General features: G+C 65.9%; 21 protein-coding genes. 7 read left to right on the top strand and 14 right to left on the bottom strand.

What is annotated here, in order from left to right:
* Position 1 precedes the first annotated feature (1 nt).
* The 10 genes from cheB to ACSQ8Y_RS16185 form a co-directional block, all read right to left on the bottom strand.
* Positions 2-1,027, bottom strand: a complete 1,026-nt coding sequence (gene cheB / locus ACSQ8Y_RS16230; RefSeq protein ID WP_436267477.1) for a chemotaxis-specific protein-glutamate methyltransferase CheB — start codon at positions 1,025-1,027, stop codon at positions 2-4.
* The gene (locus ACSQ8Y_RS16225) at positions 1,024-3,447 is read right to left on the bottom strand and encodes a hybrid sensor histidine kinase/response regulator (RefSeq protein ID WP_436267476.1); all 2,424 of its coding nucleotides are present in this window, start codon (positions 3,445-3,447) and stop codon (positions 1,024-1,026) included. The genes cheB and ACSQ8Y_RS16225 overlap by 4 nt, the downstream gene beginning before the upstream one ends.
* The gene (locus ACSQ8Y_RS16220; RefSeq protein ID WP_436267475.1) at positions 3,444-4,127 is read right to left on the bottom strand and encodes a chemotaxis protein CheW; all 684 of its coding nucleotides are present in this window, start codon (positions 4,125-4,127) and stop codon (positions 3,444-3,446) included. Before ACSQ8Y_RS16220 ends, ACSQ8Y_RS16225 begins: the two co-directional genes overlap by 4 nt.
* Positions 4,124-5,611, bottom strand: a complete 1,488-nt coding sequence (locus tag ACSQ8Y_RS16215; protein WP_436267474.1) for a CheR family methyltransferase — start codon at positions 5,609-5,611, stop codon at positions 4,124-4,126. The genes ACSQ8Y_RS16220 and ACSQ8Y_RS16215 overlap by 4 nt, the downstream gene beginning before the upstream one ends.
* A complete protein-coding gene (locus ACSQ8Y_RS16210) occupies positions 5,608-6,102 on the bottom strand; it encodes a chemotaxis protein CheW (protein WP_436267473.1) in 495 nt (164 codons plus the stop codon). Before ACSQ8Y_RS16210 ends, ACSQ8Y_RS16215 begins: the two co-directional genes overlap by 4 nt.
* 9 nt (positions 6,103-6,111) lie before the next feature.
* The gene (locus tag ACSQ8Y_RS16205) at positions 6,112-7,926 is read right to left on the bottom strand and encodes a methyl-accepting chemotaxis protein (protein ID WP_436267472.1); all 1,815 of its coding nucleotides are present in this window, start codon (positions 7,924-7,926) and stop codon (positions 6,112-6,114) included.
* Positions 7,927-7,997: 71 nt separating this feature from the next.
* Positions 7,998-9,818 (bottom strand): methyl-accepting chemotaxis protein, encoded by a 1,821-nt coding sequence (locus tag ACSQ8Y_RS16200; protein WP_436267471.1) that lies wholly within the window; start codon positions 9,816-9,818, stop codon positions 7,998-8,000.
* A gap of 139 nt (positions 9,819-9,957) precedes the next feature.
* Positions 9,958-11,190 (bottom strand): argininosuccinate synthase, encoded by a 1,233-nt coding sequence (locus tag ACSQ8Y_RS16195; RefSeq protein WP_020705696.1) that lies wholly within the window; start codon positions 11,188-11,190, stop codon positions 9,958-9,960.
* A gap of 32 nt (positions 11,191-11,222) precedes the next feature.
* Positions 11,223-12,149 carry an ornithine carbamoyltransferase gene (gene argF, locus ACSQ8Y_RS16190; RefSeq protein ID WP_436267470.1) on the bottom strand — a complete coding sequence of 309 codons (927 nt, stop codon included), beginning with the start codon at positions 12,147-12,149 and terminating at the stop codon, positions 11,223-11,225.
* 156 nt (positions 12,150-12,305) lie between these two features.
* Positions 12,306-13,187 (bottom strand): LysR substrate-binding domain-containing protein, encoded by an 882-nt coding sequence (locus ACSQ8Y_RS16185; RefSeq protein ID WP_436267469.1) that lies wholly within the window; start codon positions 13,185-13,187, stop codon positions 12,306-12,308.
* A gap of 131 nt (positions 13,188-13,318) precedes the next feature.
* On the opposite strand from ACSQ8Y_RS16185, the gene ACSQ8Y_RS16180 reads away from it, so the two are divergent.
* The 4 genes from ACSQ8Y_RS16180 to ACSQ8Y_RS16165 all read left to right on the top strand — a co-directional run bounded on the left by ACSQ8Y_RS16180 (position 13,319) and on the right by ACSQ8Y_RS16165 (position 16,470).
* The gene (locus ACSQ8Y_RS16180) at positions 13,319-13,744 is read left to right on the top strand and encodes a VOC family protein (RefSeq protein ID WP_436267468.1); all 426 of its coding nucleotides are present in this window, start codon (positions 13,319-13,321) and stop codon (positions 13,742-13,744) included.
* 80 nt (positions 13,745-13,824) lie between these two features.
* Complete coding sequence (locus tag ACSQ8Y_RS16175; protein ID WP_436267467.1) at positions 13,825-15,066, top strand: cation:dicarboxylate symporter family transporter; 1,242 nt, start codon at positions 13,825-13,827, stop codon at positions 15,064-15,066.
* Positions 15,063-16,040 (top strand): porin, encoded by a 978-nt coding sequence (locus ACSQ8Y_RS16170; protein WP_436267466.1) that lies wholly within the window; start codon positions 15,063-15,065, stop codon positions 16,038-16,040. Before ACSQ8Y_RS16175 ends, ACSQ8Y_RS16170 begins: the two co-directional genes overlap by 4 nt.
* Positions 16,041-16,086: 46 nt before the next feature.
* Positions 16,087-16,470 carry a nuclear transport factor 2 family protein gene (locus tag ACSQ8Y_RS16165; protein ID WP_436267465.1) on the top strand — a complete coding sequence of 128 codons (384 nt, stop codon included), beginning with the start codon at positions 16,087-16,089 and terminating at the stop codon, positions 16,468-16,470.
* Positions 16,471-16,503: 33 nt separating this feature from the next.
* On the opposite strand, the gene ACSQ8Y_RS16160 is transcribed toward ACSQ8Y_RS16165, so the two are convergent.
* The 4 genes from ACSQ8Y_RS16160 to ACSQ8Y_RS16145 all read right to left on the bottom strand — a co-directional run bounded on the left by ACSQ8Y_RS16160 (position 16,504) and on the right by ACSQ8Y_RS16145 (position 22,013).
* The gene (locus ACSQ8Y_RS16160) at positions 16,504-19,335 is read right to left on the bottom strand and encodes an ATP-binding protein (RefSeq protein WP_436267464.1); all 2,832 of its coding nucleotides are present in this window, start codon (positions 19,333-19,335) and stop codon (positions 16,504-16,506) included.
* A 97-nt stretch (positions 19,336-19,432) separates the two neighbouring features.
* Positions 19,433-20,362, bottom strand: coding sequence for a ribosome small subunit-dependent GTPase A (gene rsgA, locus ACSQ8Y_RS16155; protein WP_436267463.1), 930 nt, complete (start codon positions 20,360-20,362; stop codon positions 19,433-19,435).
* The gene (locus ACSQ8Y_RS16150) at positions 20,359-20,718 is read right to left on the bottom strand and encodes a 4a-hydroxytetrahydrobiopterin dehydratase (protein ID WP_436269844.1); all 360 of its coding nucleotides are present in this window, start codon (positions 20,716-20,718) and stop codon (positions 20,359-20,361) included. Before ACSQ8Y_RS16150 ends, rsgA begins: the two co-directional genes overlap by 4 nt.
* A gap of 26 nt (positions 20,719-20,744) precedes the next feature.
* Complete coding sequence (locus ACSQ8Y_RS16145) at positions 20,745-22,013, bottom strand: M48 family metallopeptidase (RefSeq protein ID WP_436267462.1); 1,269 nt, start codon at positions 22,011-22,013, stop codon at positions 20,745-20,747.
* A gap of 47 nt (positions 22,014-22,060) precedes the next feature.
* Between ACSQ8Y_RS16145 and orn the strand changes: the two genes are divergently transcribed.
* From orn to ACSQ8Y_RS16130, 3 genes are all read left to right on the top strand, one after another.
* The gene (gene orn / locus ACSQ8Y_RS16140) at positions 22,061-22,645 is read left to right on the top strand and encodes an oligoribonuclease (protein ID WP_436267461.1); all 585 of its coding nucleotides are present in this window, start codon (positions 22,061-22,063) and stop codon (positions 22,643-22,645) included.
* Between the two features lie 172 nt (positions 22,646-22,817).
* Positions 22,818-23,279 carry a cache domain-containing protein gene (locus ACSQ8Y_RS16135; RefSeq protein ID WP_436267460.1) on the top strand — a complete coding sequence of 154 codons (462 nt, stop codon included), beginning with the start codon at positions 22,818-22,820 and terminating at the stop codon, positions 23,277-23,279.
* A 117-nt stretch (positions 23,280-23,396) separates the two neighbouring features.
* Positions 23,397-24,272 (top strand): branched-chain amino acid ABC transporter permease, encoded by an 876-nt coding sequence (locus tag ACSQ8Y_RS16130; RefSeq protein ID WP_436267459.1) that lies wholly within the window; start codon positions 23,397-23,399, stop codon positions 24,270-24,272.
* The last annotated feature ends 7 nt before the right edge of the window (positions 24,273-24,279 follow it).

The raw sequence follows: 24,279 nt of genomic DNA, 5'->3' as shown, positions 1-24,279 counted from the left end.
TCTAGCCCCGGCCGCCGGTTGTGCTGCGCAGCATGGGGCCTATCTTATCCAGCGGCAGTATCATCTGCGCCGCGTCCAGCTCGGCCGCCGCGCGCGGCATGCCGTACACCGCGCTGCTGGCCTGGTCCTGCGCGATGGTGGTGTGGCCGGCGCGGCGCATGGCCAGCAGCCCTTCGGCGCCGTCGCGGCCCATGCCGGTCAACAGCAGGCCGACCGCATCGCCGCGCCAGTGCTGCGCCACGCAATGGAAAAATACGTCGACCGAGGGACGGTAGGCATAGTCCTTCGGTGCCGCATCGTAACCCAGGCGGTAGTCTTTATCCAGTACCAGATGGTCGTTGCTCTTGGCGACCAGCACCGTGCCGGCCAGCAGTTCGTCGCCGTGCTCGATGGCGCGCACCGGCATCTGCAGCTGTTCGCCCAGCCATTTGGCGAAGTGGTCGGCGAAATGCTCGTCGATGTGCTGCACCACCACGATGGCGCAGCCGGGCGGCGGCAGCCAGCCGGCCAGGATCTTGGACACGGCCAGCGGCCCCCCGGTGGAGGCGCCGATCGCCACCAGTTTGGTGACCACCGCGTCCCGGCGCTCCTGCGCGGCCAGGCTGGTGCGCGGCTGCATGGCCTGGCTGCCGCCGCTGTGGCGTATCAGCTTGTCCATGGTCTTGATCTTGGCCAGCAGCTCGGCAGCGCCGCCGGCCTTCCCCTGCAGCATGGGCGTGGCGGTGACGTCGAGCGCGCCGGCCCCCAGCGCGCGGAACACCTGGTTCACATTGTCCTGCGGCCGCCCGGTCACCACCAGGATGGCGCACGGGCTTTGCTCCATGATCTGGCGCGTCGCCTCCACGCCGTCCAGCTCCGGCATGTTCAGGTCCATCAGCACCAGGTCGGGCCGGTGCTCGGCGCACATGCGCACCGCCTCCACGCCGGTGCGGGCGATCCACAGCACCTGGTGCTCCGCTGTGCTGGCCACTACCCGGCGCAGCGCTTCCGCAGCCATGGCGACATCGTTGGCGATGGCGATTTTCATTGGTGGGCGTCTCCTATCAGGTCCGACACCGCGTCGAGCAGGGTCTCGTCGTGGAAGCTGCCCTTGGTCAGGTAGTAGTCGGCGCCGGCGGCCATGCCGCGCGCGCGGTCTTCCGGCCGGTCCTTGTACGACACGATCATCACGGGCAGTTTGTGCAAGTGCAGGTCTTTCTTGATCAGGGTGACGAGCTCGATGCCGTCCATGCGCGGCATGTCGACGTCGGTGATGACCAGGTCGTAGTCGCCGCTGCGCACCACGTTCCAGCCGTCGATGCCGTCGATCGCGATGTCGACTTCGAAGCCGCGGCCCACCAGCAGCTTGCGCTCCATTTCGCGCACGGTGAGCGAATCGTCCACCACCAGGATACGCTTCATCTTACGCTTTTCGCCGCGCGTGCCGCGTGCCAGCTGGTGCAGGCCGCCTTCGTGCAGCAGTTTGTCGACCGACAGCAGCAGATCCGGCACGTCCAGGATCAGCACCGGCTCGCCGTCATCGAGCAGGGCGGCGGCGGAGATGTCGCGCATCTTGCCGAAGATGGGATCGATGGCCTGCACTGCCAGGCTTTGCTCGCCGCGTATGGCGTCCACCACCATGGCGTAGCGCCGCGCGCCGCTGCCGATCAGCACCACCGGCAGTTCGGCATCGGTGGCGCTGCTGTCGCCCAGTTCCAGCACCTGGGCCGCCGAGACCAGGCCCAGGTGCTCGCCGGCGTGATCGAAGAACTGCTTGTTCTCCAAGGTGTGGATGTCGCTTTGCGGTACCTTCATCACGCGTTCGACCTTGACGATGGGGATGGCGTAGGCCTCGCCCCTGATGTCGACCACCAGCGCGCGCACGATCGATTGCGTCAGCGGCAGCGTGATGTAGCTGTGGAAGCCCGTGCCCAGTTCGGAGTCCAGCCTGACCGTGCCGTTTTGCTGGCGGATGGTGTCGTGCACGATGTCCAGGCCGACCCCGCGCCCGGAGATTTCAGTGGTGCTTTCCTTCAGGCTGAAGGCGGGCAGGAACAGGAATTCGAGCAGCTCGCCATGCGACATGGCGGCGGCCATGGTGGCGCTGGCCATTTTGCGCTCGACCACGGCGGCGCGGATGCGCTCCACGTCGACGCCGCGGCCGTCGTCGCCGATCTCGATACTGAGCATGCCGGCGCGGTGGCGTGCTTCAAGCACGATGGAGCCGGTGGCCGGCTTGCCCAGCGCCAGGCGCTCGGCCGCCGTTTCCATGCCGTGGTCGATGGCGTTGCGCAGCATGTGGTTGAGCGGGCTTTCTATCTTGGCCAGGATGTCGCGGTCGACCAGGGTGTCCCCGCCCTCGATGCGCAGGTGGACGTCCTTGCCCAAGCTGCGCGCCAGGTCGCGCACCATGCGCGGGAAATGCTGCACGCCGTCGCGGAAGGGGCGCATGCGCAGCGCCAGCACTTCGTCCACCATGTTCTGCGAGACGGTGAGCAGGCGCCGCTCCCAGTTTTCGAAGTCGGCGATCTGCTCCAGCACGGACTGCTTGAGCGGCTGCGTCTTCTGCAGCGCCAGCAGCGATTTTTCCTTCAGGCCGGCATTGGTGCTGCTGGAGACGGCTTCATGCAGCTGCTCGATCACCGTGAAGAGGCTGGCCTGGTTGCGCTTGAAGCGCTGCATGGCTTGCAGGAAGGGGGGCATCTGGTGCGCGTTGATGCGCGACTCGCTGGCCAGGGACAGCAGGCGGTCGAAGTTCTGCGCGGTCTTCATCGGACCGATGCCGCGCGCGCCGGGGGCGGCGGCGGGCTCGTCGCCGTCGGCGGGCAGCCCCGGGGCCGGGCCGGGCTGTCCTTCGGCCGCGACCGAACCGGCCTCCATATCGGCCAGCAAGGCGGCGATGTCCGGCGGCGTCGGAATGGCTGGCGCGGCGGCGCGTGCGGGTGAGGCGGATGGGGAGGACGAGGAGGACGAGGAGGACGAGGAGGACGGCGCTGATGGCGGCGGCGCGGCGGGCGCTGGCGGGAGCGCGTAGCTTTGCGCAGGCTCGGGCAGGAAGGCGATGCTGGAAATGCTGTCCATGGTGCGCTGGACCTGCGCGCCGTTTGCGCCCAGCCAGGCAGCCACGCCCTTGTCGTCCAGGCGCGACACCTGCAGTATCAGGTCGACGCCGGCCAGCAGCACGTCGACCCGGTTCGGCGTCAGTTTCAGCCTGCCGTGCTGGGCGGCGATGAACGCGTCCTCCATGCCGTGCGCCAGCTGCACCACCACGTCCAGCCCGACGATGGATGCCGCGCCCTTGATTGAATGGGCCGCGCGCATCATGGCCTCGACCGCGCCGGCGTCGCCGCCGTGGCGCTCCATGGCCAGCAGGCCGTCGGTCAGGATCACAGTCTGCGCGTCGGCCTCCATGCGGAACAGTTCCTGCATGGAGAATTGGCTCAAGTCGCCGTCTTTGTCCTGGCTCATCGCAGTGTCCTCGCAAGTTGGTAGCCGAGCAGGCCGGAGTCGAGGCAGCCGATCTGCATGTCTTCATGGCTGATCACGCCGGCCAGGTAGCGCGACAGGCCTTTGTTGATGGTGGCGGCGGGCGCCTGTACCTCGGCGGCGGCATAGCGCAGGATGCCGTGCAGGTCGGCCACCGGCAGCGCGTAGGGCTGGCCTTCCCATTGCACCAGCAGCAGGCGCGCGAAGGTATGGCGGCCGCTGCGCGCTGCGCCTTCGCTCTCGTCGATGTCGAGCAGGGCGGCCAGCGTGATGCAGGGATACAGCTTGCCGCCGACATTGACCACGCCCGCCAGGCCGCGCGCATTGCGGTGCGGCAGGCGGTGCGGTGTGGCTTGCGGCGCCACCGACAGGAACACGGCAGTGGGCAGCGACAGCCATTCCTGGCCGATGCGAAATACCATGCAGGAACTGTCGAGCTGTGCGCCGGTGCCGGCCGGCTGGCGGAAATGCTCGGCCCAGTCGCGCTTGTAGGCGAGATCCACCGGGCGCTGCAGGTTGCGCTGCGCGGCGCCGGCGTAGACGTCGCAGTTGCGGCAGTGGACGAACTGCTGCAGCTTGCCGCAGCTGTGGTCGCCGGCCACGCCGATGCGGTTCCAGCAGTCGTTGATGTCCTGGATGGACTGTTCGGCGATGGTCATCATGGTTCAGCTCTCGGGTTGCCGGCGCCGGTTTGCTGGCGCTGGTAGATGCGCGCGGCCCGCGCCTTGAGCGTGGCCGCGCCGCCGCTGTCGCCGGCATGCTCGGCCAGCAGGGCGAGGTGGCACAGTGCTTCATAGTGGTCGGGTTGCAGGTAGACGCAGCGGCGCCATTGCTGTTCGGCCTGTTCGGCCTGGCCGGCATGCTCGCTTAGCATGCCGAGGATGAAATAGGCGTCGGCGCTGTCGGGGGCTGCCGCCAGCACGGCCTGGCAGGCCGCTGCCGCTTCCTTGTATTTGCCGAGGTCGGCCAGCTTGCGCGCCTGCGCCAGCAGGTCTGCGGCCGATGGCGGAGCCTTGGCGCCGCCAGCCGCCGTGCCGCGCCCGGCTGGCAGCGTTGCCCCGCCTGCGCCTGCGCCTGCGCCTGCGGCCACGGCGCCGGCTAGGCCCGGCCGCGCAGGGCCGCGCATGTCTGTTGGCGTTGCCGCTGGCCCGCCCCCATGCGTTGCGCCCGGTGTGAGCGCGGCGTCACGCTCCGCCTTGCGCCGTTCGGCGCTGGCGGATGGTGCGCTGGCGCGTGACCTCGCAGGTTGCACTTGCGTGCCGTCCTCGCGCGGACCGGGCGTTCCGCCGCCGCGCTCGGCGCCGCGCGGCTTGGCCGGCGGCGTATGGGCCGCAGCGGCGGACCGCCCCGTTGCCACGCCAGCAGCGGTAGCAGCGGCCGGCTTTTTTTTCAGCGCGAAAGCCTGCCGGTGCGGCAGCGGCGTGAAGCCGTTCTGCGCAAACGAGGGCACTTCGGCGTAACCGGCGAACAGGACGCCGTCGTCGGCCAGCAGCGCCGACAGGCGCTCGATGGCGGCCTTGGTGGCCGGCTTGTCGAAATAGATCAGCAGGTTGCGGCAGAAGATGATGTCGTACACCCGGTGTGCGGTAACGAGCGTGAGCAGATTGCCCTGGCTGAAGCGCACCTGCGCGCGCAGCGCCGCGGCTATCTGGTAGTCGTCGTTGCCGACAGGGGTGAAATAGCGGTCGCGGAAGGCCAGGTCGCGCGCGCGGAAGGCGTTGCGGCCATACACGCCGCTGCGCGCGCGCGCCACGCAGCCCGGGCTCAGGTCGTAGGCGTCGATGCTGAAAGCGGTGCGCGGCACGCCCGCGTCGCACAAGGCCATGGCCATCGAGTAGGGCTCCTCGCCGCCGGCGCACGGAACCGACAGGATGCGCACCGGGCGCTGGCTGGCCGCCGGCCGCGCCAGCATGGCGCGCACCAGTTCAACGGCGACGTGGAAGGCCTGCTGGTCGCGGAACAGCCAGGATTCCGGCACCACCACCAGCTCCACCAGTTCGGTCAGTTCCTGCGGCGTCAGCGCGGCCAGGTATTCCTCACGGTTGACCAGGCCGGTCTGCTCCATGCGCTGGCGGATGGCGCGGTCGGCGGCCGACTTGGAGACGGTCAGGCCGGTGACCCGGCGCAGCATCGCCTGCGCGCTCATGGCGCGGCGTCCCCGGTCCCGGTGGCGTGCTGGAACAGCGCGGCGCGCAGTTCGGGCGGCAGCAGGTGCGCGGGCTCGACCAGCTGGACGATGCCGGCGCGGTCGCCTGCCACGGCGCCCAGGAAGGGCGCGGCCTGCACGCCGCTCTCGGCCAGCGCACCGTCGTCGACTTCCTGCACGCCCAGCACGCGCTCGGCCAGCAGGCCCAGCGCGTAGCGCGGCGGCATGGCTTGCGCATCGCCGGCTTCCTGCGGGGGCGTGTAATCGACGACGACGATGCGGGTGTCGACCTGGTCCGCGCTGGGGCTGGCCCCGGCCAGCAGCGCCAGGTCGATCACCGGCACCGGCTGCCCGTGCAGATTCATCAGGCCGGCCACGGCGGCGGGCGCCAGCGGCAGGCGCTTGAGCTCCATCAGCGGCAATACGCGCTGCACGACGCCCAGGCGCAAACCGTAGCGGTCCTGGCCGATGTGGAATACCAGCAATTTCATCGCGCCGGCCTAGACCGAAACGGCGAAGTTGGCCACGCTGGCCTGCAGGTCGCCGGCCGCGTACTGCAGCTGGTGCACCGCCTCGCTGGTGGACCTGAGCGATTCGACGGTCTGCTGGGTGGCGTCGTTCAGCTGGGTCATGGTCTCGGTGATCTGCTGCGCGCCGACCGCCTGCGACTGCATGCCCTGCAGCACGGCGTCGAACTGCGGCGCGAGCTTTTGAACCTGGTCCATCACGCCGGACAACTGGTCCGTCACCTGGCGCACCTCGCCCACGCTGCGCCGCACCTCCTCGGAGAACTTGTCCATGCCCATCACGCTGGCCGAGACGGCCGACTGCATCTCCTTGAGCATCTGCTCGATGTCCCAGGTCGACACCGAGGTCTGGTCGGCCAGGCGGCGGATCTCGGTGGCCACCACCGAAAAGCCGCGCCCGGCCTCGCCGGCCTTTTCGGCCTCGATGGCCGCGTTCAGCGACAGGATGTTGGTCTGGTCGGCCACCTTGGTGATGGTGGTGAGCACGCTGTTGATGTTGCTGGCCTTCTCGGACAGGGCGGCCAGCTTGGCGCTGATCGAGTCGGTGGCCGAGACCATGTGCTGCATGGTTTCGTCCATGCGCTTCAGGTTGCCCTGGGCCTCGGCGGTGGCGCTGGTGGTGTAGTCGGCCACGGCCGTGGCGCCTTCCATGGTGCGCAGCAGCTGGGCCGTGTTGGAGGAGATTTCCCTGGTGGTGCTGAGCACCTCGACGCTGGTCTGGGCCTGCTCGACGCCGGTCGCTTCCTGCTGCTTGGCCGAGGCGGCGATTTCGGTGGCCGAGGTGGTGACCTGGATGCCGGCCTTCTGGATATTGTTGAGCAGGGCGCGCAAATTGTCGAACATGGTGGCCAGGCCGTGGCCCAGCTGGCCGATGGCGTCGCCGCCGCCCACGGTGACCTGCCCGGTCAGGTCGCCCGAGGCGGCCTTGGACACCACCGCCAGCAGCGCGTCGACTTTCGCGCGCAGCAGGTTGGTGTCAGCCAGTTCCTTGGCCTGGCTGTCCTGGATCGCCTGCGCCATGCTGTTGAATTCGGTGCTCACCCGGCCCAGCTCGTCGCCCGAGATGACGGCCGCGCGCGCGCCCTGGTCGCCGGCGGCGATGCGCCCGACCGCCTGCATCAGGTTGTTGAGCGGCGCCAGCAGGGCCTGCGACAGCAGATAGGCGATCAGGGCTCCCAGCACCAGGCAGGCGGCGCCGCCGGCCGAGAGCACGATCAGCATCTTTTCGCGCAGGCCGGCGGTGGTCTCGGCGCGCACTTCGGACAGCCGGGTTTCCTCCGTGGCGGCCGCGTCGACGACCCGGTTCATGCCGCTGATGACTTTGAACGCGTCCTTGAGCAGCGGCGAACGGCCCAGCTGGTCGGCCGCGTCGGGCTGCCCGGCCAGCGAGCGCCGCAATTCAATCAGCTTGTGCACATAGTTGCCCAGCCAGTCGTTGATCAGGCTGTCGAGTTGCTTGAAGCGCGCCTGCTGCTGCGGATTATCGGACGTGAGGCTGATCGCCTTGGCAATATGGCCGCGCACCTTGTCCTCCAGGCCGCCCAGCGGCTGCAATCCCGTTTCGTTACCGTTGAGGAAAAAGCCGCGCGCCAGCGACTGGATTTCCAGCGTGGTGTTGTCGATACGGTCCGCTTCGACCAGCACTTCCATGGTGTGCCTGTCCCAACGGTTGGCGTCGGTCAGGGCGATGAAATTGTTATAGGCGACCACCAGCAGCGCCAGCAAAATGGCAAGGATGCCGCCAAAGCCGAAGTACAGCTTCTTCTTGATACTCAGGTCTTTGAGCATGGGGGGATTCCTAAATCGGTGGAAATGTTCCATTCTGCCATGGGCTCGCCGCCATGGCGGTGAAACCGTGTTTATGCGGCCACAGCGAAGTTGGCCACGCTGGCCTGCAGGTCGCCGGCCGCGTACTGCAGCTGGTGCACCGCCTCGCTGGTGGACCTGAGCGATTCGACGGTCTGCTGGGTGGCGTCGTTCAGCTGGGTCATGGTCTCGGTGATCTGCTGCGCGCCGACCGCCTGCGACTGCATGCCCTGCAGCACGGCGTCGAACTGCGGCGCGAGCTTTTGCACCTGGTCCATGACGCCGGACAGCTGGTCCGTCACCTGGCGCACCTCGCCCACGCTGCGCCGCACCTCCTCGGAGAACTTGTCCATGCCCATCACGCTGGCCGAGACGGCCGACTGCATCTCCTTGAGCATCTGCTCGATGTCCCAGGTCGACACCGAGGTCTGGTCGGCCAGGCGGCGGATCTCGGTGGCCACCACCGAAAAGCCGCGCCCGGCCTCGCCGGCCTTTTCGGCCTCGATGGCCGCGTTCAGCGACAGGATGTTGGTCTGGTCGGCCACCTTGGTGATGGTGGTGAGCACGCTGTTGATGTTGCTGGCCTTCTCGGACAGGGCGGCCAGCTTGGCGCTGATCGAGTCGGTGGCCGAGACCATGTGCTGCATGGTTTCGTCCATGCGCTTCAGGTTGCCCTGGGCCTCGGCGGTGGCGCTGGTGGTGTAGTCGGCCACGGCCGTGGCGCCTTCCATGGTGCGCAGCAGCTGGGCCGTGTTGGAGGAGATTTCCCTGGTGGTGCTGAGCACCTCGACGCTGGTCTGGGCCTGCTCGACGCCGGTCGCTTCCTGCTGCTTGGCCGAGGCGGCGATTTCGGTGGCCGAGGTGGTGACCTGGATGCCGGCCTTCTGGATATTGTTGAGCAGGGCGCGCAAATTGTCGAACATGGTGGCCAGGCCGTGGCCCAGCTGGCCGATGGCGTCGCCGCCGCCCACGGTGACCTGCCCGGTCAGGTCGCCCGAGGCGGCCTTGGACACCACCGCCAGCAGCGCGTCGACCTTCGCGCGCAGCAGGTTGGTGTCGGCCAGTTCCTTGGCCTGGCTGTCCTGGATCGCCTGCGCCATGCTGTTGAATTCGGTGCTCACCCGGCCCAGCTCGTCGCCCGAGATGACGGCCGCGCGCGCGCCCTGGTCGCCGGCGGCGATGCGCCCGACCGCCTGCATCAGGTTGTTGAGCGGCGCCAGCAGGGCCTGCGACAGCAGGTAGGCGATCAGCGTGCCCAGCGCCAGGCATAGCGCGCCGCCGCCCAGCAGCACGGCCAGCATGGAGCGCTGCAGTTCTGCGGATGCCTTGGTGCGTTCGGCCAGCAGGCGGCGTTCCTCGGCCGAAGCCGCGTCCAGCCCGCGGTAGATGGCGCTGATCAAGGGGCTGCCTTGCTTGAGCTGCGAGGATGACGAGCGGCCGATGGCGTCGGCCGCGCCGGGGGCGTCGCCCAGTTGCTGGCGCAGTGCGATCTGCGGCGTGGCCACGTCCTGTATCCAGCTGTCGAGCTGGCCGCGCACCGTGTTCAGGCGCGCCAGCTGGGCGGCATCGTCGCGCACCAGCGCCTGCGTTTTCTGCAGCACGGCGGGCAGCGCCGCCAGGTCGGCCTTGACGCGCGCGCTGCGCGCCGGGTCGCCGGTCAGGTAGTAGCCGCGCGTTTCGGCCTGCACCTCGAGGATGGCGTTGCTGACGCCGTCGATCGACAGCAGCACGTCCATCGTATGCCTGTCCCAGGCGTTGGCCTCGGACAGGCGGGTGAAATTATTGTAGGCCACCACCAGGAGCAGCAGCATGATGGCGAGGATGGCGCCAAAGCCGAAGTACAGTTTCGTCTTGATACTCAGGTCTTTGAGCATGGGATCTCCATAGCGGTGGGGCAATGCGCCATTCTGCCACGCGCCGGGCCCGTCTGGCAGCGTAAAAAAGAAACGGGCCGCACTGGGCGGCCCGTTTCGGGAGATGGCTAGCCATTCCCGCAAAGCGGGAACGACGATCTTACTGGCCGCGCTTCAGGCGTGCGTTGGCGGCGATGCGCATGCGCAGCGCGTTCAGCTTGATGAAGCCGCCGGCGTCGGCCTGGTTGTAGGCGCCGCCGTCTTCGTCGAAGGTGGCGATGGTCATGTCGAACAGCGAATCGGTCTTCGAATCGCGCGACACGACGATCACATTGCCCTTGTACAGCTTGACGCGCACCCAGCCGTTGACGGTGGCCTGGGTGTGGTCGATCAGGGTCTGGATCGCGACGCGCTCGGGCGCCCACCAGTAGCCGTTGTAGATCATCGACGCGTAGCGCGGCATCAGGTCGTCTTTCAGGTGGGCCACTTCGCGGTCCAGGGTGATCGATTCGATGGCGCGGTGCGCTTTGAGCATGATGGTGCCGCCCGGGGTTTCATAGCAGCCGCGCGACTTCATGCCGACGTAGCGGTTCTCCACCAGGTCCAGGCGGCCGATGCCGTGCTTGCCGCCCAGGCGGTTCAGTTCCGTCAGCACGGTGGCCGGCGACATGCGCACGCCGTTCAGGGCCACGATGTCGCCTTTTTCGTATTCGATGTCCAGGTACTCGGCCTGGTCCGGCGCCGCCTCCGGGCTCACGCTCCAGCGCCACATGGTTTCCTCGGCTTCGGCGCTCGGATTTTCCAGGTGGCGGCCTTCGAAGGAGATGTGCAGCAGGTTGGCGTCCATCGAGTACGGCGCGCCGCCGTTCTTGTGCTTCATGTCGATGTCGATGCCGGCGTCTTCCGCGTACTTCAGCAGTTTTTCGCGCGACAGCAGGTCCCACTCGCGCCACGGCGCGATGATCTTTACGCCCGGCTTGAGCGCGTAGGCGCCCAGCTCGAAGCGCACCTGGTCGTTGCCCTTGCCGGTGGCGCCGTGCGAGATGGCGTCGGCGCCGGTCTCGTTGGCGATCTCGATCAGGCGCTTGGCGATCAAAGGACGCGCGATCGAGGTGCCCAGCAGGTATTCGCCTTCGTATACGGTGTTGGCGCGGAACATCGGGAACACGAAGTCGCGCACGAATTCTTCGCGCACGTCGTCGATGTAGATGTTCTCAGGCTTGATGCCGAACTTGATCGCCTTGGCGCGTGCCGGTTCCAGTTCCTCGCCCTGGCCCAGGTCGGCCGTGAAGGTGACGATTTCGCACTGGTAGTTATCCTGCAGCCACTTCAGGATCACGGAGGTGTCCAAACCGCCCGAGTAGGCGAGGACTACTTTTTTGATGTCGCTCATGGTCGTTCCATTCTTGGTCAAAATTTAAATGTTTATTTGCCGTCCAGGCGGCCCAGCAGCAGGTACTCGATCAGCGCCTTCTGGATGTGCAGGCGGTTCTCGGCTTCGTCCCAGACCACCGACTGCGGGCCGTCGATCACGTCGGCCGACACTTCCTCGCCGCGGTGCGCGGGCAGGCAGTGCATGAACAGCGCGTCCGCTTTGGCGCGCGCCATTTTCGGGCCGTCCACGATCCAGCCCTCGAAGGCCTTCAGGCGGGCCGCGTTCTCGTCCTCGTAGCCCATGCTGGTCCACACGTCGGTGTTGACCAGGTCCGCGCCCGCGCAGGCGTCGGACGGGTTGGCGAAGAAGGTGTAGCGGTCGGTCGATACCAGCGACATGTCCATGTCGTAGCCCTTGGGCGTGGACACGTTGACGTGGAAGCCGAACACCTCGGCCGCCTGCAGCCAGGAGTACAGCATGTTGTTGGCGTCGCCGATCCAGGCCACGGTCTTGCCGGCGATGGAGCCGCGGTGCTCGTAGTAGGTGAAGATGTCGGCGAACACCTGGCATGGGTGGTGCTCGTTGGTCAGGCCGTTAATCACCGGCACGCGCGAATGGGCGGCGAAACGCTCGATGATGTCCTGGCCGAAGGTGCGCACCATCAGCACGTCGCACATGCGCGACATGACCTGGCCGGCGTCTTCCACCGGTTCGCCGCGGCCCAACTGGGAGTCGCGCGTGTTCAGGTAGATGGCGGCGCCGCCCAGCTGGTGCATGCCGGCCTCGAAGGAGAGGCGGGTGCGGGTGGAGTTCTTGTCGAACACCATGACCAGCGTACGGTCGACCAGCGGGTGGTAGATCTCGTAGTTTTTGAACTTGCGCTTGATGATGTGGGCGCGCTCGATCACGTATTCATATTCGTCCAACGTCAAGTCGGAAAACTGCAGGTAGTGCCTGATCGGTTTTTTGGTAGACATAATGACAACGATTCGTTGGGCTGACAGAGGCGGGGGTGCCGGAAGCGCCAGCTTAGCAAAACATTATACGGCTAAACTGCTGGCGTAGCGATGTGGCTGCCAGCATGGCAGCCGGCATGATGCGGTTCAAGCGGCTTGGCTCGCCCGGTGCAAGAATCAATGGTCCTTTGTCTCAGCCTGTGCCATGTCCAGAATTAGCTGCACCAGCAAGCGCGCGGGCGCGCTCAGGCTGGCCTGCGGCCGGTGCACCAATCCGATATCGCGATGAAAGGTGTGGGTGCCCAGATCGAGGGCGCGCACGGCTGCCGGCCAGCGGCGATGGGAAGCTGTCTGCGGTATCAATGCCACGCCCACGCCGTTGGCCACCAGCTTGACGATCGCGTCCAGCTCGTCCACCTCGCACACTTCCCGCAACGGTAATTGCATGTGTCTGAGAAAACGGTCGACTTGCCGGCCGCCGAACGAGGCGCGGTCGTAGCGAACGAAGGGCTGGGTGGATAGCAGTTCCGCCCAGTCATCGCCGCTGACGGAGCGCGGTACGATCAACCGGAATGGCTCGCGCGCCAGCGTGGTCCAGCGCAGGTCGCTATGCATGGCGAACGGCGGGCGGATGAGGGCGGCCATGTCGATTTCGCCGGCATCGACCATGTTCAGCAACTCCATCGACAAGCCCGGCACCACGCGCGTGCGGCAGCCCGGGGCTTGCCGGTGCAGCGCGGCCAGCGCATCGGGAAGCAGGGAGCGCTGCACCGAGGCAATGGCACCGATTTGCACCACGGTGGCGGGCGCCCCTGCCGTCGCCGACCCCAGGCTGTCGTACAGGCGCAGCAGTTCCTGCGCCTGGTCCAGTATCTGGTGGCCCATCTTGTTGAGGCGGGCCGAGCGGCCTGCGCGGTCGAACAGGGCGCAGCCCAGTTCGGCTTGCAGGCGCTGCATCTGGGCGCTGACTGCCGCCTGCGTCAAGCCGATCTTGTCGCCCGCGGCGGCAAAAGTGCCTTCCCTGGCCACTGCCACCAGCGTTTTTAGCTCACGTATCATCTACAACCTTCATTCATAATTTTTATTGATGAATTTCAAAAATTTATATTGATTTTATTTTCAATTCGCGACTTCTACAATACCTCCGCAAGCTATTCACCCAAGTTCAATCAAGCACAATGGAGATATTGATGAATCTTTCGCCTTTTCACCTGGCAATTCCTGTCTACGACCTCGCCGCCGCCCGCAGCTTCTACGGTGACGTGTTCGGGCTGGCCGAAGGCCGTTCCAGCACCCAGTGGGTCGATTTCGACTTCTTCGGCCACCAGTTGGTCATCCACGAGCACCCCAGGACCGCATCGCAGGAAGCGGTGCACTCCAATCCGGTCGACGGCCACGACGTGCCGGTCCCCCACTTCGGCGTGGTGCTGGGCTGGCAGCAGTGGGAGGCACTGGCGGAGCGCCTGAAATCGTTCGGCACCCAGTTCGTGATCGAGCCCTACATCCGCTTCAAGGGCGAGGTTGGCGAGCAAGCCACCATGTTCCTGTTCGATCCGTGCGGTAACGCGCTGGAGTTCAAGGCGTTCAAGGATATTGGCCAACTGTTCGCCAAGTAAGGCGTGCGGCACGGGCGCAAGCCTGTGCCAGTTCAGATAAAAAAACATAAACGGGGACAGGCATGAAACGGATTTCATTGGTGAGCCAGATTGTTGTCGGCCTGGTGCTTGGCATCGCGGTCGGCTGGTATTTCAATACGCACGCCCAGCATCAGGCCTGGGTCAGCGCCGAAGTGCTGAGGCCTTTGGGCGACATATTCCTCAGGATGATGAAGATGGTGGTCGTACCCTTGGTCTTCTGCTGCATGGTGTTGGGCATAGCCGGCGGCGACAACAAGTCTTTCGGCCGCATGGGGGCCAAATCGCTGGCCTATTTCTTCGCCATCACCAGTCTGGCGATCGTGGTTGGCCTGGTGCTCGCGAACCTGTTCCAGCCGGGCGTGGGCACGGACATTTCAGGCATGGCGCACGGCGCCGCAGCCATGAAAACGGAGCCGCCCAAGGGCGCGCTGGTCATTTTGCAAAACATCGTGCCGGACAACATCTTCATGGCGCTGTCGGAAGGGAAGCTGCTGTCCATCCTGTTCTTCGCGGTGCTGTTCGGACTGTCGCTCAATTCTCTGCCCAGGGAGCGCAGCGCGCCGGTGCTGGCGCTGCTGCAGGGCGTGCTCGACACCATGTTCAAGGTGGTGCGGATTGTCATGGCGTATGCGCCGGTAGGCGTGTTCGGCATGATAGGCGCAACCGTATGCGCTTTCGGCTTCGCTTCGCTGCTGCCGTTGTTGAAGCTGATCGGCGTGGTGTACTTGGCGTTGATTATCTTCGCCGTGGTGGTGCTGGGCGCGGTCTGCCATCTGATCGGCGAAAATTTGTTCAAGCTGATCAGCTACTTCCGGCACGAACTGATACTGGCGTTTTCCAGCGCGGCGTCGGCGGCGGTCATGCCGCAGCTGATGGCCAGGCTGGAAGGGTATGGCGTGCCGCGCCGCATAGTGAGCTTCGTGGTGCCGGTCGGCTACGCGTTCAACCTGGACGGCGCCTCGATCTTCCTGGGGGTGGCAACCATCTTCATCGCGCAACTGTACGGCATCGACCTGAGCTTGACCCAGCAGGCGCTGCTGGTGATTACGATGGTCTTGACATCCAAGGGCGCTGCAGGGGTGCCGGGCTTCGCCATCATCATCCTGTCGGCCACGCTGGCCTCGGCCGGGCTGCCGCTGGATGGCGTGGCGCTGATCGCCGGCATCTTCCGGATCATCGATAGCGGCACCACGACGCTCAATGTGCTGGGCAACGCCATCGCCCCGCTGGTGATCGCGCGCTGGGAGAAGGTGAGCCTGTGCCGGCCCGAGGTGCAGCGTGCCGGGAGCGGTGCGCTATGACGGCCCGGATGCTTGTTGTGGCGGCGTATGTGGCCGTCGCCGGTCACGCCGTGGCCCAGGACAACGTCGCCATGTACGGCGTGGTCGATATGGGCTGGTCGCATACGCGCAACGGGACCGGTACTGTCACCAGCTTGAACAGCGGCCTGCTGAACGGGAGCCGTCTCGGCTTCAAAGGGACGGAAGCCTTGGGCAATGGCGTGACTGCCTTCTTCACCCTGGAGAACGGCTTTGCCGCCGATACCGGCGCGATGGGGCAGGGCGGCCTGCTGTTCGGGCGCCAGGCATTTGTCGGGTTGGCGGGGCCCTACGGCATGCTCAAGCTGGGCAGGCAGAGCACGCCGGTGTATGCGAACAACGATGTATTCGATCCTTTTGGCAATGGACTGGCGCCGGACAGTGTGCGGCTGATCAATTACTCCGGCAGCCGGACCAACAATCTGCTCAGCTACGGCCTGGAGGCGGGCGGCTGGCGCGCTCAGTTGCAGTATGCGCCGGGGGAGGCTGCGGGCAATAGCGCGGCGGGGCGCACGCTGGCGGGCTACGGCGGCTACCGGGGCGGCAAGCTCGATACGGTGGCGACCTACCAAAGCACCGCCAACGCGGCGGGCGATGCGCGCGGCAGCACCGCGCTGGTGGGCGGCAACGTCAATTTCGGCGGCATTAGGCTCTACGCGGCTTACGCCTGGAACCGGAATGTCACCGCGCCCGGCGGCCTTATTGCGCCAGGTACGGACATGCGAAATCAACTGCTGGGAGCGAGTATTCCTGCAGCCGGCGCCGGCAGTATCAGGGTGTCCTACGTCACGCTGCGCGACAGGAGGTCCGCGCAGGCCGACGCGCATCAGTTCGGGCTGGGCTATATCCACGACTTGTCGAAACGCACAGCCCTGTACACCAGCGCGGCCTGGATGTCGCATGAACGCAAGGGCAATGAGCGCTTGGCCAATATGGGCATCCGGCACCGCTTTTGAAAAAGTAAGCGTAGCGGTCTTTTCCCCATCAACAAGGAGCAACATCATGAACAAACCTATTTATGTCCAAGAGTACAAAGCCGTCGTCGAGGTGCTGAATCAGTATATCGAGGGGTGCCAGCTGGCCAGCGGCAGTATCATGAAGCCGGCCTTCAGCGAGCAGGCGACCATTTTTGGCATTGGTGCCGACGGCAAACTGAGCGGCGGGGCGATCCAGGGCCTGTTCGACGCCATCGACAGTGACTTCCGTGCGTCGCCCGAAGCCCGGAGCGTGATCGCCAGCATCGACATCGCCGGTACTGCCGCCAGCGCGCGCATCGACAGCAACGATGTGTCGGGATTCTGCTTCACCGATTTCTTCAACCTGCTCAAGGTCGAAGGCAAGTGGACGGTAGTCAGCAAGATCTACCACACCCACGTGATGCCGTGAAACGGAGCCTCTGGCGCTGGCGCCCGTACCGGCTCAGTGGTAAATCGCCACCGGGCCGCTGTCGTCGTGCTCTGGCGCGGTGAGGGGGAGGTCGAGGGTGAAGGCGGTGCCGGCGGGGCTGCTGGCGACGCTGATCTGGCCGCCCAGCAGCGAGGTCACGATGTTGTAGCTGATCGACAGCCCCAGGCCGCTGCCGCCCTGGCCCAGCTTGGTGGTGAAGAAGGGATCGAAGATGCGCGACAGGTGTTCGGCCGCGATGCCGCCGCCGTCGTCGCTGAAGGTGATCGTCACGCGGCCTTCGCTGGCGCTGGCGGCCAGCCGCATGTGGCCGTGCTGGCGGCCGTCGAAGGCGTGCAGCAGGGCGTTGTTGATGAAGTTGGCCAGCACCTGCCCGAAGGGACCGGGATAGCTGTCCATCGCCAGCGCGTCCGGCACGTCGTATTCGATGCTGTGGTTGGCGTTGCGGATGCGGTTCATCATCGTGGCCACCACTTCGTGCGTCACCTGCTGCAGGTTGAACATGCGGCGCTGCTCGGTGGTGCGGTCCACCGCCACCTGCTTGAAGCTGTTGACCAGGTCGGCCGCGCTGGTGAGCCCGCGCATCACCAGTTCGGACGCCTTCTGCGCGTCGGCCACGTACGCCGCCAGTTCGGAGCGGCGCAGGCCCGGGCCGTTCATCTGCGCTTCGATCTCGGCGGTCTTCTGCTGCAAGGTGCTGGCGATCAGCAGGCTGTTGCCGATCGGGGTGTTCAGCTCGTGCGCAACGCCTGCCATCAGCGATCCCAGTGCGGCCAGCTTTTCCTGCGACACGAGCTGGGTCTGCGCGTCCTGCAGCTGGCGGTAGGCTTCCGCGTTGTCGAGCGCAATGGCGCCATAGGCGCACAGGGTGCGGAAGATCAAGCGTTCGCGTTCGCCGTAGGCCCGCACGGCGAGCGACTGCACCGTCATCACGCCCAGCGCGCGGTCGCCCACCAGCAGCGGCACGAACAGCGCGCTGTGGTTGGGGCAGGTGCCGGGTATGACGTAGCTGTATTCGCCCTTGGCCAGGTCGTCCACGCAGACTTCGCGCCGCTCGCTCAGGCATAAAACGGAGTAGGAATGCGGGTGCGACATGGGGATGACATTGGCCGGCAAGGGCTTGCCGGCTTCGATGCCGTAGGCGCGTGTCAAGGTCTCGCAGCCGGGATCGCACAGGTAGATGGCAAAGGTGTCCGCCTGCAGCAGTGCCGCGATGTGGCGGTCCAGCGCCTGGAACACGGCGGCCGCGTCGAGGTGGGTGGTGATCTCCTGACCGATGGCCGACAAGCGCTCCAAGGTGGCGCTGGTCTGCTGCAGCACTTCGGCGCGGCGCGCTTCGGACGCGGCCAGCTCGCGGTGGTAGCGGCCCTCGGCGCGCGCGTGCTCGGTCTGATGGTGCACCTGCATGGCGACGGCGCGGTTGGTCGCCTCCTGGCTATGCGTTTTTTCGCGCGCGGCGCTGGCCGCCAGCGCCATCTCGTAAGCCTGCCGGTAGCTGCCGGCGCCGGCATATTCGTGCGCCACCGCGTCCAGCAGGTCGCCGGGCAGGGTGTAGCCGTCGATGGTGGACGCCACCGCCAGCGCCTGGTGCAGATAGTGCAGCGTGGCGTTGAGCTCCGTCATGCCGTCGGGGCTGGGCAGGCTGTGGCGGCTGTGGATGATGGACAGTACGCGCAGCGCGGCGATGTGGTTGTGAGCATTGTGCTGTTCGGACGCCAGGCGCACCGCCTCGTGCGCCGCCTGCAGCGCTTCCTCGGCGCGCCCCAGGCTCGATAGCGCGTGGGCTTGGCCGCGCCGCGCCACAGTCTGGAAGTCGGCCTGCTGCAGCGCGTCGGCGCGGCCGGCCAGGCGCTGGAAGGCGTCCAGCGCGGCGGCGGGCTGGCCCTGGTCCAGTTTCAGGTCGCCCAGGTACTGCAAGGCGATGGCGTAGCTGCGCGCGCCCGACAGCGGCGCCATGATCTCGAGCGCCTCCTGCAGCAGTTCCTCGGCCGCATCCAGGCGGCCCAGGCGGCGCATGGTGTCGGCGGTGTGCATCAGGCCTGCGCCCACGCTACGCGGCCAGCCGGTGGGCCGCGCCAGGTCGAGCGCGCACTGCATCCATTCGAGCGCGGCGTGGTGGTCGTTGAGGATGGTGAAGTCTTCGCCGATGTTGGTGGCTGCGGTGATGGCGGCGCGCAGCTGGCCGCTTGCCAGCGCCGACTCGTAGCAACGGATGTAGTGGCCGGCGGCACTGCCGAAATCGCTGGCCTGGCTGGCGGCGATGCCGAGGTAGTCGCTGATCCAGGCAGCGGCGGCCGGAGAAGGTGCCAGCACCTCTTTGCCGATGCGCATGTCCCACTGTGCTGCGCAGTGCGGGTCGCGCAGGATGGCCCAGCGCGCAATGGCCGCTTCGGCGATGCCGGCGCGCTCGGGATCCCGCGCGGCGCCGGCGGCGGCCATGGCCAGTTCCAGTTCGCGGTCGCGGCGCGCGTGGTCGCCGCGGTCGACGGCAATCCAGGCCTGCAGCCAGTGGGCATCGGCGCAGCCGGCGTGGTTGTCCAGCGCGCACAGCTGCGCAAAGGCGTCATGGGCGAGCGCTTCGGCCGCGTCCAGCGCGCCGCGCAGCCACAGCACTTCGGCCTGCACCAGATGCAGGCGGGCGGCGATGGACAGTTGGGGGGGCGGGTCGAGATGGGTTTGCGGCAGCAGCGCCAGCGCCTCGGCGGCGAGGGCGTCTGCGCGCTCACTGTCGCGCTGCCGCAAATGCCAGGCCAGCGGCACCAGGACCGGCAGGCGCGCGGCGCCGCGCAAGGGAAGGAGCGATACCTCCCACTGCGCAACGTCGTCGTCGGCTGCGAACATGTCCATGTCACTACCCTAGATTGGTGTCTATCGTTCCAATCATGCTCCAGAGCATTGAAAGGCGCAATGGACTTTTTGAGTAGTTGTCAATTCAATTGTTTTTTTAATACAAGGTTTGCGCCGATTCGTGCAGCAGCTGGCCGTACAGATCGTGGCGGATGCGGGAGATCTCGCCGGCCTTGACGGCGTCCAGGATGGGGCAGCTGGGCTCGATCAGGTGGCGGCAGTTGTAATATTTGCAACCGCCAAGGTAGGGCTTGAAGTCGCGGAAGGCGCGTTCCAGCATGCCTTCGCTCAGGTGGTACAGGCCGAATTCCTGGAAGCCGGGCGAGTCGATGATGGCGGTGTCGGGCCCCAGGTCCGGCATGGTGTAGAGGCGGGTGAAGGTGGTGGTGTGCTTACCGGTGTCGAGCGCGGCCGAGATTTCGCGCACGGCGATGTCGGCGCCCGGCACCAGCAGGTTGATCAGCGAGGACTTGCCCATGCCGGACTGGCCGATCAGGATGGACGAATTGCCCTTCAGCAGCGGCTGCAGGGTGGCCACGGCGTGCGCGGGATTGCCCTTGGCGGACACTTCGTGCACCGGGTAGCCCAGCTTGGAGTACATCGTCAGGCGGGCGCGGGTGCGCTCCAGCGATTCGGTCACATCGACCTTGTTGAGGATCAGGTGCACCTCGATGCCGGCCGCCTCGGCCGCCACGGTGGCGCGCGAGACCAGGTCGTCGGTGTAGCCGGGTTCGGTGGCCACGACGATGAACAGCTGCGTCACATTGGCCGCCAGCAGCTTGGACTTGTACTGGTCCGAGCGGTACAGCAGGGTCTTGCGCTCGGTGATGGCGTTGATCACGGCCTGGTCGGGCGAGGTCATGGCGAGCTGGACGATATCGCCCACCGCCACATTGGTTTTTTTGCCGCGCGTGACGCACTGCACGCGCTCGCCGTTCACGTCGGCCAGGTAATGGCGGCCGTGGGCGGCGATGACGATGCCGGTCAGACCGGTTTCCTGGGATTGCTTGCTGACCTGCTTGCTCATGCGCGCTCCGCCAATGCGTCAGCCTTGGCGGCGCAGATGAAGTCGTTGAGCGAAAGGCCGCCCTGGCCTTGGTTCACGGAATGGGTATCGTAGCGCACCATGCAGTCCTTGTAGGTCACGGTCAGTTCGGGGTGGTGGTCTTCGGCGTGCGTGACGTAGGCCAGCGCGTTGACGAAGGCCAGCGTCCGGTAGTAGTTGGCGAAGCCGAAGTTGCGGCACAGCTTGCCGTGCTCGAGGCGCCAGGCGGGCAGCAGGGCGGCCAGGCGGCGCGCTTCTTCCGGATCCAGCGCGTCCTTGGCGGGCGCGCAATGCAGCGCCTGCAGTTCGCTTGCGGAGAGTATCGTCGAGGTAGTCATCATGTTGTCCTCACTGGCCGCCAGGTTCACTGGGATGCCAGGTTCAATTGCCGGATGCGCACGCTGGCCGGCGGGTGGGAATCGTAGAAGGCCGAATGCAGCGGGTCCGGCGTCAGCGTGGAGGCGTTGTCCTCGTACATTTTCACCAGCGCCGACACCAGGTCGCGCGCATCGGTGTGGCGGGCTGCAAAGGCGTCCGCCTCGAACTCGTGCTTGCGCGAACTGAGCGAGGTCAGCGGGCCGAGCAGGAAGGTGAACACCGGCAGCGCCAGCATGAACAGCAGCAGCGCCATGGCGCTGTTGCTCTCGCCCGGCAGCACCAGCGGATCGACGCCCAGGCCGGTGTAGAACCACAGCTGGGTTTTGAGCCAGCCCAGCAGCGCGAGGAAGGCCAGCGAGATGGCAAACATCATGGCGATGCGCTTGATGATGTGTTTGAGCTTGAAGTGCCCCAGTTCGTGCGCCAGCACCGCCTCGATTTCCTGCGGCGCCAGGCGCGACAGCAGGGTGTCGAAGAAGACGATGCGCTTGTTGGCGCCGAAGCCGGAGAAGTAGGCGTTGCCGTGCGCGCTGCGCTTGGAGCCGTCCATCACGAACAGGCCCTTGGAGGCGAAGCCGACGCGCTGCATCAAGCCTTCGATGCGCGCCTTGAGCGACTCGTCGGCCAGCGGCGTGAACTTGTTGAACAGCGGCGCAATGACGGTCGGGAACAGCACCATCATCAACAGCTGGAAGCCGCTCCACACCAGCCAGGCGTACAGCCACCACAGGCCGCCGCTCTTGTCCATCAGGGTCAGCACCACCCACACCAGCGGCAGGCCGATGGCCGCGCCCAGCGCCACGCCCTTGGCCATGTCGATGAAGAACAGCGCGCGGCTCATCTTGTTGAAACCGAAACGCTGCTCCATGCGGAATTGCTTGTAATAGTCGAACGGCAGGTCGATCAGGCCGGAGATGGCGGCGTAGGCCACCAGCAGGCCGATCTGGTAGCCCATGCCCGGGCCGGCCAGCTTGTAGACCTCGACCGACAGCCATTGCAGGCCGCCAAACAGGGTGAAGCCAATCAGCACGGCGGCGTTGACCAGCATGCCCAGCATGCCGAACTTGGTCTTGGCGATGGTGTAGTCGGCCGCCTTCTGGTGGGCGTGCAGGGGGATTTTTTCAGCGAATTCGGGGGGCACGGCGGCGCGGTGGGTGAGCACGTGGCGGATGTGGCGCGAGCCCAGCCAGAACCGTACGGCCAGCGTCAGAACGAGGAAAGAAACGAACAAAATCGAAAACGCGTGTGAATACATTCTATGCCTGTGAGAAAATGGCGGATTGTTTAGGCCAAGAGAGAATTATGTCACAAGCGACCGAAATCCCAACTACTACTCCACAGCAGCGTCCAAATGAGATGAATCTGGTGTGGGTGGACATGGAAATGACGGGTCTGGAACCGGAAACCGACCGCATCATCGAAGTGGCCATCATCATCACCGACATGCATCTGAATTTCCTGGCCGAAGGCCCGGTGTTTGCAATTCATCAATCCGATGAAACGCTGGACAAGATGGATAACTGGAACAAGGGCACCCACGGCCGTTCCGGCCTGACCGAGCGCGTCAAGGCGTCCACCGTGACCGAAGAGCAGGCCGAAGCCGAGCTGATCGCCTTCATGAAGAAATGGGTCCCGTCCGGCAAATCGCCCATGTGCGGCAACACCATCGGGCAGGATCGCCGCTTCATGGTCAAGTACATGCCCAAGCTGGAAGCGTTCTTCCACTACCGCAACGTGGACGTGTCGACCCTGAAAGAGCTGTGCAAGCGCTGGAAGCCCGAGATCGTGTCCGGCTTCAAGAAGCACCAGAAGCACACCGCGCTGGCCGACATCACCGAGTCCATCGAAGAGCTGAAGTACTACCGCGAGCACTTCATCAAGCTGTAAAGCATGGCGTACGCAGACCTGGGCGTTTGCGTATTGTCTGCGTATTGTCTGCGCATCGTCTGCGCGTCGTCTGCGTATTGCTACTGACGACACAGCCGGAATATCGCTTCATACTCGGAACAGGGTTGCAAAAAAGCACCCATAAAAATAAATCCGACATGGAGACAACGATATGAAGAAGCTCATCTGCGCAGCCGCGCTGGGTGTCTCGCTGTGCGCGCTGGCACCCGCCTCCGCGGCCGACAAGGGCACCGCCGCCGAGGCGGTCGCCATGACCCAGAAGGCCATCGCCTACCTCAAGGAAAACGGCAAGGAAAAAGCCTACGCCGAATTCGCCAACCCCGCCAACACCACCTTCCACGACCGCGACCTGTACATCTACGTGTACGACATGCAGGGCACCGCCGTCGCCCACGGCGTCAATCCCAAGATGGTCGGCCGCAATCTGCTCGAATTGCGCGACGGCGCCGGCAAATACATCGTCAAGAGTTTCATCGAGACCGCCAGCGGCCCCGCCGGCAAGGGCTGGGTGGAATACCAATGGCCCAATCCGGTGACCAAGTCGGTCGACAGCAAGGCCGGCTATGTGCAGCGCCATGGCGACCTGATCGTCGGCTCCGGCATCTATAAATAAGCGCCAGCGCGGCTAGCGCGCCTTCAACTTCACCTCACCTTCGGGTCTGCGCCATCGGGACGCGGGCGGCGTCACGCCGGCCGCGCGGAGCGGTGCATCCCGTCACAAGGAGCAACGATGAGCAATCTATTGCAAGTGGTCTTTTCAGGCATGGTGCTGGGGCTGATCTACAGCGTCATCGCGCTGGGCTACCAGGCCACCTACAGCACTTCCAAGACCCTCAACTTCGGCCAGGGCGAGGCGGTGGCCCTGGGCGGCCTGCTGGCCTTCACGCTGGCGCCGCTGGTCAGCTACTGGGGCGCCGTGCCGCTGGTGGCCATCGCCGGCGCGGCCCTCGGCCTGTTCACCTACCACGCGGCCGTGGCTCCGGCCCTCAAGCGCGGTTCCGAGTCGGGCTGGATACTGGGCACCATCGCGCTCGGCCCGCTGGTGCTGAAAAACGTGTTCGAGGCGATCTGGGGCAAGGACGACCTGGCCGTGGCCGCGCCGTTCTCTTCCACGCCTTTCGTGCTGTTCGACATCCGCATCCTGCCGATGGAATTGCTGACCATGGGCGCGGTCGGGGCGGCGGTGCTGGCCCTGGCGTGGTTCATGGCCCGGACCCGCTACGGCAAGGCGGTGGCGGCGGTGGCGATCAACCGCTCGACTGCCGAACTGATGGGCATCCGCGCGGCGTGGGTGGTGTCCGGCTCGTTCGCCCTGTCCGGCGCGCTGGCCGCCATCGCCGGCCTGCTGATCGCGCCGCTGACCACGACCAGCGCCTCGATGGGCGTGGTGCTGGGCTTGAAGGCTTTCCAGGTGGCGGTGCTGGGCGGCCTGACCTCGGCGCGCGGCGTGCTGGTGGGCGGCCTGGTGATCGGCGTGCTGGACGCGGTCACCGCTTATTCGGTGTCCTCGCTGTACAAGGAGATCCCCGGCCTGGTGCTGCTGTTGCTGATGCTGTCCTTCCGTCCGACCGGCCTGTTCGGCTCGGCCGTCATCAAAAAAGTCTGAGCGAGCA

The organism is Pseudoduganella sp. LjRoot289, from assembly GCF_964252925.1.
Classification (GTDB): Bacteria; Pseudomonadota; Gammaproteobacteria; order Burkholderiales; family Burkholderiaceae_D; genus Rugamonas.
Note: the sequence above shows the minus strand (reverse complement) of the source record. Positions and strands in the feature narration are given on the sequence as shown.

Coding starts and splice junctions, on each gene's coding strand:
- ACSQ8Y_RS16145 (WP_436267462.1), bottom strand. CDS start 22,013: ATGTATTCACACGCGTTTTCGATTTTGTTCGTTTCTTTCCTCGTTCTG.
- orn (WP_436267461.1), top strand. CDS start 22,061: ATGTCACAAGCGACCGAAATCCCAACTACTACTCCACAGCAGCGTCCA.
- ACSQ8Y_RS16195 (WP_020705696.1), bottom strand. CDS start 11,190: ATGAGCGACATCAAAAAAGTAGTCCTCGCCTACTCGGGCGGTTTGGAC.
- ACSQ8Y_RS16205 (WP_436267472.1), bottom strand. CDS start 7,926: ATGCTCAAAGACCTGAGTATCAAGAAGAAGCTGTACTTCGGCTTTGGC.
- ACSQ8Y_RS16185 (WP_436267469.1), bottom strand. CDS start 13,187: ATGATACGTGAGCTAAAAACGCTGGTGGCAGTGGCCAGGGAAGGCACT.
- ACSQ8Y_RS16180 (WP_436267468.1), top strand. CDS start 13,319: ATGAATCTTTCGCCTTTTCACCTGGCAATTCCTGTCTACGACCTCGCC.
- ACSQ8Y_RS16135 (WP_436267460.1), top strand. CDS start 22,818: ATGAAGAAGCTCATCTGCGCAGCCGCGCTGGGTGTCTCGCTGTGCGCG.
- ACSQ8Y_RS16170 (WP_436267466.1), top strand. CDS start 15,063: ATGACGGCCCGGATGCTTGTTGTGGCGGCGTATGTGGCCGTCGCCGGT.
- ACSQ8Y_RS16165 (WP_436267465.1), top strand. CDS start 16,087: ATGAACAAACCTATTTATGTCCAAGAGTACAAAGCCGTCGTCGAGGTG.
- cheB (WP_436267477.1), bottom strand. CDS start 1,027: ATGAAAATCGCCATCGCCAACGATGTCGCCATGGCTGCGGAAGCGCTG.
- ACSQ8Y_RS16150 (WP_436269844.1), bottom strand. CDS start 20,718: ATGACTACCTCGACGATACTCTCCGCAAGCGAACTGCAGGCGCTGCAT.
- ACSQ8Y_RS16130 (WP_436267459.1), top strand. CDS start 23,397: ATGAGCAATCTATTGCAAGTGGTCTTTTCAGGCATGGTGCTGGGGCTG.
- ACSQ8Y_RS16200 (WP_436267471.1), bottom strand. CDS start 9,818: ATGCTCAAAGACCTGAGTATCAAGACGAAACTGTACTTCGGCTTTGGC.
- ACSQ8Y_RS16160 (WP_436267464.1), bottom strand. CDS start 19,335: ATGGACATGTTCGCAGCCGACGACGACGTTGCGCAGTGGGAGGTATCG.
- ACSQ8Y_RS16220 (WP_436267475.1), bottom strand. CDS start 4,127: ATGATGACCATCGCCGAACAGTCCATCCAGGACATCAACGACTGCTGG.
- ACSQ8Y_RS16225 (WP_436267476.1), bottom strand. CDS start 3,447: ATGAGCCAGGACAAAGACGGCGACTTGAGCCAATTCTCCATGCAGGAA.
- ACSQ8Y_RS16210 (WP_436267473.1), bottom strand. CDS start 6,102: ATGAAATTGCTGGTATTCCACATCGGCCAGGACCGCTACGGTTTGCGC.
- argF (WP_436267470.1), bottom strand. CDS start 12,149: ATGTCTACCAAAAAACCGATCAGGCACTACCTGCAGTTTTCCGACTTG.
- ACSQ8Y_RS16215 (WP_436267474.1), bottom strand. CDS start 5,611: ATGAGCGCGCAGGCGATGCTGCGCCGGGTCACCGGCCTGACCGTCTCC.
- rsgA (WP_436267463.1), bottom strand. CDS start 20,362: ATGAGCAAGCAGGTCAGCAAGCAATCCCAGGAAACCGGTCTGACCGGC.